Source organism: Desulfuromonas svalbardensis, from assembly GCF_055389415.1.
This window is the reverse complement of the sequence record NZ_AP042416.1, coordinates 614,381-627,881: the sequence shown is the minus strand read 5'-3', so window position 1 is coordinate 627,881 and position 13,501 is coordinate 614,381. Positions and strand designations below refer to the sequence as shown.

Sequence of the window (13,501 nt, the reverse complement as noted above, 5' to 3'; positions counted from 1 at the left end):
CTTATCTTATCGTAGGTGTAGCTAAGTCGGTAAGCGTAACGCTGAGCTGCTAGAGCGGAGGTTGCTGAGGGGGCGGTAGTGGTGAAGTGGTTACATCAATGGTTACAGCACAAACAAAACAAGGGGTCAGCGAATAATCGCTAACCCCTTGGAATATATGGTGCCCAGACATGGAATCGAACCAAGGACACGAGGATTTTCAGTCCTCTGCTCTACCGACTGAGCTATCTGGGCATTGCGGAAAGAGTTATAACTCGCTGGCGTAGCTGTGTCAAGGGGTAATCTCACTTTTATGACAGAGGGGTGATATTTTTGTTGCAAGGCGTATCAAGCTGATTTACAGTGACTTCACTTGAACGACTAACAAACAGGAATTAACAAACTTATGTGCCATAATTTTTCCAGCTTTTTTAACTTTAACTTTTGGTGCGACTCATTTTTGTCGTCTGCCCGGGGTGGAGGTTTGCTGGTTTAACCATAAGCGAATTTTCAAAAATAGACCACGGGCAGACGTTAGACTTTCCGTGGTCTTTCTTTTTACACTTTTAATGGGGTGTGAACATGAATAGAAAAAGGCCGTCGGAAATTCTGACGGCCTTTTTGTTTTTACAAAAAGTGGGGATGGCCCAGTTCCGTGGCAGAACTTTAGTTCATGCAGGGGAAATAGGAGAAGACAATGATTATTGTAATGAAGCAGAAGATCTCGAAGGAACTGACTAAGGCTGTCGAAGCGCGTGTTCGTGAACTGGGTTATGAGCCACATGTGATTCATGGTGAAAAACGTGATGTGGTGGGTGCGGTCGGTGACGAGCGCGGTAAGATGGTGTTGCAGTCCATTGAATCGATGCCTGGCGTTGAGAAGGTGGTGCCGATTTTGAAACCGTATAAGTTAGCCAGTTTGGAAGTTTGCCCCGAGCCGAGCAAGGTGGAGTTGGCGCCAGGGTTGTTTATTGGTGGCGAAGAGCTGATTGTGATGGCTGGTCCCTGTGCTGTGGAAAGTGAAGAGCAGATTATTGCGACGGCTAAGGCGGTTAAGCTTGCCGGGGCAAAAGTCCTGCGCGGCGGTGCCTTTAAGCCACGTACCAGCCCTTATTCCTTCCAAGGTCTCGAAGAGGAAGGCCTTAAACTTCTCTGTAAGGCGCGCGAGATAACGGGTCTGCCAATCATCACTGAGGTGGTGAATCCACGTGATGTCGAGTTAGTGGCAGACTATGCTGATATCTTACAGGTGGGTGCGCGTAACATGCAAAACTTTGCTCTGTTGAAGATGTTAGGCAAGCTGGATAAGCCGATTCTACTTAAGCGCGGCATGTCAGCGACCATTCAAGAGTTCTTGATGAGTGCTGAATATATTTTGGCTGAGGGTAACCGGCGGGTGGTGCTGTGCGAGCGTGGTATTCGTACTTTTGAAACCGCGACACGCAACACCTTAGACCTTTCTGCTGTACCAGTACTCAAAGAGCAGACTCACTTGCCTGTTGTGATTGATCCATCTCATGCGACGGGGCATGTTAGCTTGGTGCCATCTATGAGTTATGCTTCGGTTGCTGCTGGATGTGATGGTTTAATCATTGAGGTGCATCCTGATCCTGAAAAAGCAGCCAGCGATGGCCCGCAGTCGTTGCGTCCAGAGGCCTTTGCCGTTATGATGAAAAAATTAAAAGCATTTGCTGAGGTGGCTGATCGTACGTTGCCGAACGCTTAATTCTCGTTGAGGGGTTGTTATGTATTTTGTTCCATTGTCGCAGTTAGAAAGTGTCGAGTTGATGGTCCACGCCTTGCGTGCCGCTTCGGGTGAGGTGGATTGTAAGCAGTGCCCCGTACGCAGAGTGTGTATGAAGCAGTGTTTGACCATTGCCGATTCGGTGCAATCGATGATTGACAACGGAACGTTACCAGCGTTGGATACTGAAGCTGAGCCAGAGCAGCACGCGCCGTTTCATGATGATCCCGCGCCAGAGCCGAAGAGCAAACCAGCGAAAAAGCCGACCGTGAGAAAAGGTCATCTTGAAGTGGTGAAATGATTTAGGATAAAAAAGCGACAGCCTGCTACCGACGGCTTTGTTGTTTAATCATTATCTTATGCAATACTGACAATTGACACAACGAAGGTAATCAATTTAGAATGCGCCGTTCACTGTATATTAGTGGGACAGCAGCTGTACTTTACTACACTCCGGTCAGTCGGGCCGGGAAGGAGCAACCATGAAGGTTATTATTACTGATGAGATCTCAGAAGCGGGATTACAAGCGCTGCATGAGGATGAACGTATTGAAGTTGATGTAAAACTTGGAATGACTGTCTCGGAGCTTCACCAAGTGATTGGTGGTTACGACGCGATCATTACCCGTAGTGGTACCTCCGTCGATGCCGCGTTGGTCGATTGTGCCACTAACCTGAAAATGGTCGCTCGTGCGGGTGTTGGCATCGATAATGTCGATGTCGATTATGCCAGCAGTAAGGGGATCATTGTTGTTAATGCCCCACTGGGAAACACCAACTCGGCTGCTGAGCACACCATGGCTCTGCTATTGTCGCTATGCCGCCACGTTCCTGTTGCCAATGCCAGCCTTAAGAGTGGCGCGTGGCAACGGGCACCGTTCACTGGCCGTGAATTGAAACACAAAACCATGGGCGTAATTGGCCTGGGTAAAGTTGGTGGTCGTGTTGCCTTACGTGGTAAAGCATTTGAGATGGACGTGATTGCCTATGACCCCTATATCTCTGAAAAACGGGGTACAGATCTTGGCGTTAAACTGGTGAGCTTGGAAGAGCTGATCCGTTATGCCGATGTTCTTACCGTGCATACACCACTGAATGATGAAACGCGTGGCATGATAACATCTGATCATTTCAGCCAAATGAAAGATGATATCATCGTTATCAACTGTGCGCGTGGTGGCATCATTGAAGAAGAAGCGATGCTGAAAGCATTGGAAAGCGGTAAAGTTGCTGGGGCGGGATTTGATGTGTGGAGTGCTGAGCCTCCTGCAAGTGAAACCCTTAAAGCCTTGATCGCTCATCCTAATATGGTGGTCACCCCTCACCTTGGTGCTAACACCTTTGAAGCGCAAAAGAATGTTGCGGTGGACGTGAGCCGTGAAATCATCAATTACATCGATGGTAAGCCGCTGGAAAATGCGGTTAATATTCCTAAATTTGATCCCGACTTGATGGAGCAAATGAAGCCATTTGTTGAGTTAGTTGGCAAGCTAGGCGAATTTATTAGTCAACTTGCTCCAGCAAACCCTGAGAAAATTACTTTTGAGTACAACGGTAAGCTGGCTCGTTTCGATTGCGCTCCATTGACCGTGTGTGGTTTGGCAGCGTTGTTGAATCGTCAGACTGAAGTCGATGTCAACATGGTGAACGCTCGCTTGACGGCGCGTAACATGGGTATTGCTGTGGAGGAGACACGAACCACTGAGTCGAATTCATTCTCAAACTTAGTCACCATCACCCTGTCATCGGCTTCGAGTACACGCACGATTGCTGGAACCATGTTTGATGGCACGGCTAAGATTGTTAAAATGCGTGATTACACCACCGATTTTCAGCCCGAAACACATATGTTGGTGATCAATTACGCAGACCGCCCAGGTATGCTGGGTAAGATTGGTACCATCCTCGGTGAGGCCAATGTCAATATCGGTAACATGAATCTTGGTCGTCGTGAAAAAGCGGGCGAAGCAATGGTGGTCTTCTCCGTTGATACCCCAGTTGATGACGCGACTCTTGAAAAAATCACCACGGCGTGTGATGCGCGCTTTATTAAGGCAATCCGTATGTAATACCACTGTACTCGGTGTACATATTAGCTAAAAGAGGCGACCTGCTATGATGCGGGTCGCCTTTTTTTGTTTGGCCTGAGTATTTAGTCTAGCGCGCCATTTACAGAGTTTTAAAACATGCTAACCTTAAATAGTAATCATTATTTGGGGGCGTATGGAAATTCAACAGGATGGTGAAAATAAAACAGCATTGGTTCTCGCTGGTGGTGGAATTCTTGGCGTTGCTTATGAAGTTGGTGCGCTCGCCGCATTGGATAAGCTTTTTGTCCGCCCGTTTGATAGCCGTTGTTTTGATCAGTATGTTGGTATCAGTGGTGGTTCTATTGTTGCTGCACTGATTGCCAATCAGGTGGCTGCTGGTGAAATTTATCGCGCCATGGCCAACAATGAAAAATCGGTGTTCAATTTTAGTCGTCGCGATATCTACGGCTTTGAAGGCTGGCGATTGTTAAGCGTTTTTGCCAGACTAATCCGCCACTCACCGGATATCCTCCACAGTTTTTATCGTAATCGCTGGTCGTTTAGACCCAATGATCTCTGGCATATGATTCAGGAACAGCTCCCTGCGGGGGTGTTTCAGATCAATAAGTTAGAACAATTCTTGCGGGCCTCATTTTATAAACAGGGGTTACGAAACGATTTCTCATCCCTACGCAACGATTTGTACATTCCAGCTTACGATCTTGATCGTGGTGAACGGCAGGTCTTTTGCCGTGATCAGCAAAGCTCCGTCTCGGTAACCATTAGTCAAGCGATTGCCGCGTCCTGTGCGATCTCATTTTTTTTCGAACCCTATCGAATTAATGGTCGTGATTACATTGATGCTCTAACTGGCCGAGTTGCCCATTTGGATATCGCCATTGAGCGCGGCGCGAAACTCATTGTGCTGATCAATCCACGAGTGCCAATGAAAAATGATAACGAACTGTTTTGTTTACCCACTCTGACATCAGGGCAATGTTCAAAAGTTTCAAGCCTTGGTGCAAGCTTTGCTTGGGAGCAAGCACAGCGGATAGAGTTGAAAGAGAAGTTGGATTTAGCTCTCGAAAACTGTCGGCTGAAACACCCTGAGGTCGATATTGTTGTCATCGAGCCGGGCAGTGATGAATCATTGATGTTTTTCCAAAATCCCATGGGTAATGCCGTTCGCAATCAAATTATGCAGCATGGATATATCACAACGTTAAGTAAGCTTTATCGAGAATACAGTACGTTACAGCCGTTGCTGGCCAAGCATAATATTCAAACCAGCGATCGATATCTGTCTGATCAGCCACCGGCCGTGCTGACTTAATCTGGAGGGTGTTATGTGGATTCTGTTTGTTTTGTTGTTTATCTGCGGTGGATTATTACTTGTATATGAGGCCTCACGTTGGTTGCATGCTGCCTTCGCGCTGGTTTTTGTTGGCTTGTTTAGTCTGATCTATCCCGGCTGGTTAGCATGGCCATTGATTGTCGTAGCACTGTTTATCGCATGTGTGGTGCTGGTCGACCCAATGCGGCAAATGTTAGTGAGTGGGCCAGTATTGAAAATATTTCGTAAGGTAAAGCCGCGACTGTCAGCGACTGAGCAAGCAGCGTTAGATGCCGGTGATGTGTGGTGGGATGGCGAACTGTTTAGTGGCCGGCCACAATGGGAACGCCTGTTGGCAACTCCGCCAGCTAGCCTTAGCGCAGAAGAGCAGGCGTTTGTTGATGGCCCCGTTGAGGAGTTGTGTCAGAAACTCGATGATTGGCAGATCTACCATGAATTGCATGATCTACCACCTGAAGTATGGCAGAGCATCAAACAAAGTGGTTTGTTTGGCATGATTATTCCCAAACGCTATGGCGGCTTGGAGTTGTCAGCGATGGCAAATTCGGCGGTGATCACCAAGTTGGCAGCGCGGAGCTTAACTGCTGCGGTAACGGTGATGGTGCCGAACTCCCTCGGACCTGCCGAGTTATTGCTCCATTACGGCACTAAGGAGCAGCAGGATAACTATCTACCGCGTTTAGCGACAGGAGAAGAGATTCCGTGTTTTGCTTTAACGGGACCACAGGCAGGCAGCGATGCCGCCTCGATCCCTGATTGCGGTGTTGTTTGTCATGGAGATTGGCAAGGTCAGCAGGTGGTGGGGATTCGGTTAAACTGGGAAAAACGCTACATTACCCTTGGCCCCGTGGCGACAGTTCTCGGTTTAGCATTTCAACTCGATGATCCTGATCAAATACTCAGTGACCAACAAACTCGTGGAATTACCTGCGCGCTGATCCCGACTGATACCGCAGGCATCGAGATCGGTACTCGCCATAATCCATTGAACGTGCCGTTTCAAGTCGGACCCAATTGGGGCCGCGACGTGTTTATCCCGTTGGAGATGGTGATTGGCGGCGAACAGGGGATCGGTCAGGGCTGGAAGATGTTGATGAATTGCTTGGCGGCAGGTCGGGCGGTGTCGTTGCCAGCATTGAGTACCGGAGCGGCGAAGTTAGTGACTCGATACAGCGGTGCCTATGCACGGGTGAGGCGGCAGTTTGGTTTACCTATTGGTCGTTTTGAAGGGGTCGAAGAGCGTTTGGCGGTGGTTGCCGGAACCTGCTGGCAGATGGATGCCGCACGCCGATTGACCTGTGCTGCGATCGATCAGGGGGCCAAACCGGCAGTCATATCAGCACTGGTGAAGCAGAACTTGACCGAGAAGATGCGGTTGGTGGTGAATCATGGCATGGATATCGAGGGTGGTAAGGCGATCTGTCTGGGGCCAAAGAACCATATTGGCCATGCCTATCAGGGCATTCCCATTGGTATTACGGTAGAGGGCGCAAATATCCTCACCCGTTCGATGATCATATTTGGCCAAGGATCGATCCGTTGCCATCCGTGGGTTCTTAAAGAGATGGCGGCCGCTGATTTAGAAGGTAAAGAAGCGGTGGTTGCTTTTGATCAGGCCTTCTTTGGCCATGTTCTGTTCAGCCTGCGCAATGCTGTATCGGCGCTGTTTTATGGTTTGACGGCGGGGTATTTAATCGGAGTTCCCGATTCCTCCTATCGGCGTTGGTATCAATGTGCCAGTCGTTTCAGTACCGCATTTGTGTTCACCAGTGATGTGTTGATGGCCACTTTTGGTGGTGGGTTAAAGTTACGCGAAAAACTTACTGGCCGCATGGCCGACATCCTGAGCGAATTATACTTGATCTCGGCGGTGCTGAAATATGGTGAAGAGCGTGGCTGTCCTGATGATGAGCAGTCACTGGTGGAGTGGAGTTGTCGCACCAGTTTGCGCCATATCCAAACGACGTTGTTGGAGATATTCGATAATTTACCCAGCCCTCTGGGCTGGTTACTACGGGCGCTTATTTTTCCTGTTGGCGCGCACTTCAAGGGACCAAGCGATCAACTCGGCCATAAGGTAGCAGCGATTATTTTAGCCCCCGGACCGGTACGTGACCGTTTAACGGAAGGATTAGCAGAAGCTGTTGACGAGGCAGACCCGTTAGCACAGTTGGAAAACGCGTTGCATTTGGCGGTAGCGGCAGATCCGCTAGAGAAGAAATTGCGCGATGCCGTCAAGCTCAAGCGTTTGACTAAACGAGAGTTAACTGATCTGCAGCGGGCGGTGGATTTACAGATTATCACTGATATTGAAAGAGAGTTGTTGATTAAGGCGCGTCAAGCGCGTGATCAAGTGATTCAGGTCGATGCCTTTTGATGTTGATATTACGCGTGTTAGAGGAGAATTTCGATGACAGTAGCCATGATAGATAAGAGATCGCAGTCCTTAACTGGGCGCACGGTTTATGTGGTCGATGGCGCACGAACGCCATTTATTAAGGCACAGGGTCGGCCTGGTCCGTTCAGCGCAGCGGATTTAGCCGTTGCAGTCGGTAAAGGGTTGTTGCAACGCCAGTCGTTTGCCGCCCCGCAGCTCGATGAAGTGATTGTCGGTTGCGTGATTCCTAGCGCAAAAGAGGTGAATGTCGCCCGGGTGATTTCACTGCGCTTAGGCTGTGGTGAACAGGTTCCTGCCTGGACGGTGCAACGCAATTGCGCCTCAGGGATGCAAGCACTGGCGACGGCAGCTGAACGAATTGCTGCGGGCTATTCGGATCTTATTTTAGCTGGTGGTACCGAATCAATGAGCCATGCACCGGTGATGCTTAATCCGCACATGGTTAATTGGTTAGCTGATTGGCGACAGGCGCGTCAGTTGACCTCGCGGCTGAAGTTATTGGGTCAGTTGCGCGCTAAACATCTGTGCCCTGAATTTGCGTTGTTGCAGGGCTTGACCGATCCGACCTCTGGCTTAGGGATGGGCCAAACGGCTGAAAACTTAGCCAGTCGTTTTCAGATTAGCCGCGAACAAATGGATCAGTTCTCTCTTGAAAGTCATCAAAAGTTAGCGACGGGTATTGACAGTGATCAATACTCAGAAATTATACCACTTTATACCGCGGATGGTCGCTGCATTAGCGCTGATGAAGGGCTGCGTCGCGATGGTGATACGGCAAGTTTAGCTCGCTTAAAACCAGCATTTGATCGTCCCTTCGGTCGTATCACCGCTGGTAATAGCGCGCAAATAACCGATGGAGCTGCTCTGTTACTGCTGGCCAGTGAAGATGCCGTTGAGCGTTACCAGTTACCAATTCTCGGCCAAATTGTTGATTGTGCTTGGGCTGGGTTAGCTCCCGAACAGATGGGGTTAGGCCCAGTGTACGCCATGGATCAGTTATTGAGTCGCCAAGCTAATCTTGTTGATATTGATCTGTGGGAGATTAATGAAGCCTTTGCCGCCCAGGTGTTGGCGTGTCTTGTTGCGTTGGCTGATGAGGCCTGGCAGCACCAGCATCTCGGTCAAGTGACGGTTGTGCCACCGATTGATCGGCAGAAACTTAATGTCGATGGTGGTTCAGTTGCCATCGGTCACCCTGTTGGTGCCAGTGGCGCGCGCATTGTGCTCCACCTTTTGAAGGCTTTGCACCAGCGCGGTGGTGGCAACGGTGTCGCTAGCCTGTGTATCGGTGGCGGTCAAGGCGGTGCGATGTTAGTCAGCACAGATGGAGGGCGATCATGAAGGGACTACATTATGACCACTGGCAATGGCAGTTAAGCGATCATTTGCTGACCTTGACCCTCGATCGCGCTGATAGTGCGGTCAATACCCTGTCGCGCGAGGTGTTGCAGGAATTGGGTGATATTATAAATATCATCACCGATCACGATATTGACGCCGTAGTGTTTACCTCTGCCAAGGAGGGTGGTTTTATTTTTGGTGCGGATATTAGTGAATTTAGCGATTTTGATGACTCAAGTGAAATACTGAACTACGTGTTACAGGGACAAGAGATTTTCTCCCGGATAGAACGGCTCAAGATGCCAACTTTTTGTGTGGTTGAAGGGCCGTGTCTTGGCGGCGGTCTCGAGCTTGCCCTCGCTTGTCGTTATCGCATCGCTGTTGAAAACAGTGCCACCGTTTTCGGCTTGCCTGAAGTCCGTTTAGGGATTCATCCCGGCCTGGGTGGTACGGTGCGGTTGATCAAACGGCTTGGGCCGCTGGCCGCCCTGAGCATGATGTTGAGTGGTCGGAGTCAACGCGCACGGCAGGCGGTCAAAAGTGGTTTGGTTGATGTAAGTGTGCCACGGCGGATGCTGAATGAGGCCGTGTGTCAGTTGGTTGCCAAACCGCCCCAGCAAAAACAACCGTCGTGGTGGTGTCAGTTACCCAATCAGGGCTGGTTGCGGCCATTGGTTAGCGTGGTATTAAAACGCAGTGTGGCTAAGCATGCGCCACGGCAGCATTACCCTGCACCCTATGCGTTGATAGATCTATGGCGTTGCTACGCTGGTGATCCTGAAGTGATGTATTTGGAAGAGGCACGCTCGGTGGCGAAATTGATCAGCTCGCCCTGTTCACGTAATCTGGTGCGGGTGTTTTTTTTACAGACTCGGATGAAGCAGGTAAAGCAAGAGTCGGCAACGATCAAGCGGATTCACGTGGTTGGCGCGGGGACAATGGGCCGAGATATCGCAGCGTGGTGCGCCTTGCAAGGGTTGCAGGTGACCATTCAGGAACCTAATGCTCAGGTGTTAGCAGCAGCACTGGCAACGGCGAATAAATTGTTTGCTAAAAAGCTCCGTTCGCCGTCATTGCGCCGTGCCGCAGCCGACCGTTTAACTGCCGATCCGTTCGGTGATGCGGTGTCGTTGGCCGATGTTGTCATTGAGGCCATTGTTGAAGACGCGGCAATCAAAAAGCAGGTCTATGCCCAGTTAGAGCCTAAGCTTAAGTCGGGAGCGATTCTGGCCAGTAACACCTCAAGTATTCCGTTGGAGGAGCTAGCCGCTGATCTCGAACAACCGCAGCGTTTTGTCGGCATCCACTTTTTCAATCCTGTCGCCAAAATGCCGTTGGTCGAAGTGGTGCAGGCTAAGAAAAGTTCAAAGTTAGCGTTGGCAACGGCGACCGCATTTGTTCAACAGATTAAACATCTGCCGCTGCCAGTGAAAAGCGCACCGGGTTTTCTCGTTAATCGAATTCTTATGCCGTACCTGATGGCCGCTGTTGAACTGGTTGAACAGGGCTACCGCCCACAACAGGTTGATAGAGCTGCCCTCGAATTTGGCATGCCGATGGGTCCGTTGCATTTAGCCGATACCGTCGGCATTGATATCTGTTTGTCGGTGGCCAAGGTGTTTGCCGAGCATTTTGATCGCCCTATTCCTGCGGTATTGGAACGGATGGTCGCAGCGGGCAACCTTGGTGTTAAGAGTGGTCGCGGATTTTATCCCTATCGTCGTGGTCAAAGACCTAAAGATCGCTGGCAATGGAAACGTTGGCGACGAGCAGGACGGGATGAAATATTAACCCGTTTACTCGATCCTCTTTTTTCTGAGGCGGATCGTTGTTTGGCCGAACAGGTGGTCAGTGATAGTGATTTGATTGATGCTGGAATGATTTTTGGGACAGGTTTTGCACCCTTTACTGGTGGCCCGATGCACTATCGGCAATCCCCCTCTTCATTACCAAAGACGGAACCATCATGATAGGAGATTGGCGATGAAAAGACAGGATCTGATTTCGATAGAGCAGGCCCAAACTCTAGCTGGGCTGTTTTGTTGCCGTGTTGAACACAGTTCTAATACGGTGGCCTATCGCTTTTACGACACAGCGCAAAACAATTGGACTCAGTACACTTGGAAACAGGTACAGCAACAGGCTGCACGGTGGCAGCACGCGATGCTGTCTGACGGGTTAAAGTGTGGTGATCGCGTTGCCGTGATGCTCAACAACAGTATCGAGTGGGTGCTATTTGATCTGGCAGCTACGGGACTCGGTTTGGTCACCGTACCGTTGTATGTTAATGATCGGCCAGAAAATTTTGCTCACATTCTTCAAGTCACGGGTGCACGTTTACTGGTTAGTGATGGCTCAGAGCAATGGCAACGCATTGAGAAGCTTGGTGATCGTATCGACGGTGTTGAACGAATTGTTACCTTGCGTACCGTATGTGAAGTTGATTGCGATCCGCGCTTACGTCAGTTGGATGATTGGTTGGTGGACGACAGCGCAGAGTATCAATCAGACCCCGTCGATTCAAACAGTTTGGCGACCATTGTTTTTACCTCAGGGACGACTGGGCAACCGAAAGGGGTGATGCTCAGTCATCGTAATCTACTCACCAATGCTGCGGCGGGTTTAATGCAGGTGCCTATTTACCCTGATGATCAGTTCTTATCATTTCTACCGCTATCGCATATGTTTGAACGTACGGCGGGATACATGATTCCCATTATGGCTGGCGCGTGCGTCGCCTTTGTCCGCTCTATTGACCAGTTGGCTGAAGACCTTCAGCAGATTCGACCGACTGTTCTGGTTGCAGTGCCACGTATTTTTGAGCGTATCTATAATAAGATGACCTTGAAGTTGGCCGATGAACCGTGGCGCGCGCAGAAAATTTTTAAATTGGCAGTATGGGCCGGTTGGTATCATTTTCAATATCATCGTCATCAAAGGCCGTGGGGCATTCAGTTGTTGATCTGGCCCTTGTTAAAGAGCTTGGTGGGACGAAAACTTGAACAACGTCTGGGTGGTCGGTTGCGCTTGGCGATTAGTGGCGGGGCGCCGCTGGCGCCAGTCATTGCTCAGACATTTATTGGCCTCGGGTTAAATGTGTTGCAGGGGTATGGCTTGACGGAAACCAGTCCTGTGATTTCCGTTAATACGTTGGAGGATAACTGTCCACTAAGTGTCGGTCGGCCACTTCCTGGTGTCGAGGTGAGAATTGGTGCCCATGATGAACTGTTGGTCCGTGGTGATAACCTGATGCTTGGTTATTGGCAAAGTGAAGAGAATATTATTGATGATAGGGGTTGGCTGCATACTGGTGATAAAGCGCGTATTGATGATCAAGGGCGAATTTTCATTACCGGTCGCCTAAAGGAGATCATTGTTCTCTCTAGTGGTGAGAAGGTCCCACCAGAGGATCTTCAATTAGCGATTGCCGTCGATCCACTATTTGAACAGGTGTTGGTGTTGGGTGAAAATAGGCCATTTCTAAGTGCCATTATTGTTGTTAACCCTAGCCAGTGGCGTTTGCTCAGTGGCAAGCTTGGTTTTGATGGCGATAATTCACAGGCGTTAAATTCAGCGCTTGCCCACAAGGAGATCTTGCAGCGGATTGGCTATCGTTTAAAAGAGTTTCCCGGTTACGCTAAGGTGAATCGAGTTTATGTGTCACTGACACCGTGGAGTATTGATTCAGGCCTCATTACAGCGACCCTAAAAGTGCGCCGCCAACCGATTATTGACCAATTTTCTGAACAGATAGAGCAGATGTATGTTGGCCATTGATTGGGTGTTCCGCTGGCAAGGATAGGTATTTTTAAATAAAAAAGCCCCGCGACCGTTAGGTTGCGAGGCTTTTTTTGTTTGTGGCTATTTTTCAATTAGGCAGGAAGATCGCCTTCAAATGTGTTAAGAACTTCCACTTTAAAGGCGTCGAAACCCATTTTGTCGATGAATTTTCCTAAACGACCTTTTTGATCGTTTTTAACAAACCATTTTACGACATGGTCAACGAGAGCCGTTGCTTGAGCTTGCTCAAGTTTATCGACAAGTAAAAAGGAGAGACGCGGTGCTGCGCCACCATTGCCGCCAACGCGAACGCTCCACCCTTTTGGGGTGCCGATGAGGCCAACATCTTTGATGCACACTTCAGAACAGTCATTGGCACAGCCTGAAACACCCATCTTGAATTTCCACGGTAGCTCCAAACCGTGATATTTCTTATCCATCTCTAAGCCAACGGTAACCGAATCTTGCTGGCCGCGTTTACAAAAAGTGGTGCCGGGGCAAATTTTGATCGAGCGCACACACATGCCGATGGCTGCGCCAACAGGTTGATCGAGATCTGTCCAGATCTCATCAAGTTGCTCCTCTTTGAGGCCGACAATCGCAATGCGTTGCGCGCTGGTTAATTTAATGCATTGAGCGTTGTATTTGTCAGCGACATTAGCGATGTTGCGTAATTGATCCGCCGAAGTAAGACCACCGGGAATATGGGGTGCAACAGCATAGGTTTCTTTGTCACGCTGTAGAATAGCACCTTTTTCTTGAATATCTTTTTTCATAACGTCCTCACTTTTGTCATAGTTTCATATGAAATTCAGTTTGCTTTTCCCATACCTCGGCACGATTGTCAAGGCTGTGCCCGTGTAACTGCGGCTGTT

The 13,501-nt window shown here is 49.5% G+C and carries 9 protein-coding genes and 1 tRNA gene; 8 read left to right on the top strand and 2 right to left on the bottom strand.

The window, feature by feature from the left end; all coding sequences use genetic code 11:
- Nucleotides 1-158 precede the first annotated feature (158 nt).
- Nucleotides 159-234: transfer RNA gene (locus ACZ5KY_RS02845), tRNA-Phe, on the bottom strand.
- Nucleotides 235-676: 442 nt separating this feature from the next.
- Between ACZ5KY_RS02845 and aroF the strand changes: the two genes are divergently transcribed.
- The 8 genes from aroF to ACZ5KY_RS02805 all read left to right on the top strand — a co-directional run bounded on the left by aroF (nucleotide 677) and on the right by ACZ5KY_RS02805 (nucleotide 12,623).
- A complete protein-coding gene (gene aroF / locus ACZ5KY_RS02840; protein WP_464242394.1) occupies nucleotides 677-1,705 on the top strand; it encodes a 3-deoxy-7-phosphoheptulonate synthase in 1,029 nt (342 codons plus the stop codon).
- A 19-nt stretch (nucleotides 1,706-1,724) separates the two neighbouring features.
- Complete coding sequence (locus tag ACZ5KY_RS02835) at nucleotides 1,725-2,024, top strand: hypothetical protein (RefSeq protein ID WP_464242393.1); 300 nt, start codon at nucleotides 1,725-1,727, stop codon at nucleotides 2,022-2,024.
- Between the two features lie 181 nt (nucleotides 2,025-2,205).
- Nucleotides 2,206-3,792 carry a phosphoglycerate dehydrogenase gene (gene serA / locus ACZ5KY_RS02830; RefSeq protein WP_464242392.1) on the top strand — a complete coding sequence of 529 codons (1,587 nt, stop codon included), beginning with the start codon at nucleotides 2,206-2,208 and terminating at the stop codon, nucleotides 3,790-3,792.
- Nucleotides 3,793-3,946: 154 nt separating this feature from the next.
- Nucleotides 3,947-5,086 (top strand): patatin-like phospholipase family protein, encoded by a 1,140-nt coding sequence (locus ACZ5KY_RS02825; protein WP_464242391.1) that lies wholly within the window; start codon nucleotides 3,947-3,949, stop codon nucleotides 5,084-5,086.
- A gap of 13 nt (nucleotides 5,087-5,099) precedes the next feature.
- Nucleotides 5,100-7,484 (top strand): acyl-CoA dehydrogenase, encoded by a 2,385-nt coding sequence (locus tag ACZ5KY_RS02820; protein WP_464242390.1) that lies wholly within the window; start codon nucleotides 5,100-5,102, stop codon nucleotides 7,482-7,484.
- 33 nt (nucleotides 7,485-7,517) lie between these two features.
- Nucleotides 7,518-8,846, top strand: coding sequence for an acetyl-CoA C-acetyltransferase (locus ACZ5KY_RS02815; protein ID WP_464242389.1), 1,329 nt, complete (start codon nucleotides 7,518-7,520; stop codon nucleotides 8,844-8,846).
- The gene (locus ACZ5KY_RS02810; RefSeq protein ID WP_464242388.1) at nucleotides 8,843-10,816 is read left to right on the top strand and encodes a 3-hydroxyacyl-CoA dehydrogenase NAD-binding domain-containing protein; all 1,974 of its coding nucleotides are present in this window, start codon (nucleotides 8,843-8,845) and stop codon (nucleotides 10,814-10,816) included. Before ACZ5KY_RS02815 ends, ACZ5KY_RS02810 begins: the two co-directional genes overlap by 4 nt.
- A 13-nt stretch (nucleotides 10,817-10,829) precedes the next feature.
- Nucleotides 10,830-12,623, top strand: a complete 1,794-nt coding sequence (locus tag ACZ5KY_RS02805) for an AMP-dependent synthetase/ligase (RefSeq protein WP_464242387.1) — start codon at nucleotides 10,830-10,832, stop codon at nucleotides 12,621-12,623.
- Between the two features lie 95 nt (nucleotides 12,624-12,718).
- On the opposite strand, the gene ACZ5KY_RS02800 is transcribed toward ACZ5KY_RS02805, so the two are convergent.
- Nucleotides 12,719-13,402 carry an NAD(P)/FAD-dependent oxidoreductase gene (locus ACZ5KY_RS02800; protein ID WP_464242386.1) on the bottom strand — a complete coding sequence of 228 codons (684 nt, stop codon included), beginning with the start codon at nucleotides 13,400-13,402 and terminating at the stop codon, nucleotides 12,719-12,721.
- Nucleotides 13,403-13,501: the final 99 nt, after the last annotated feature.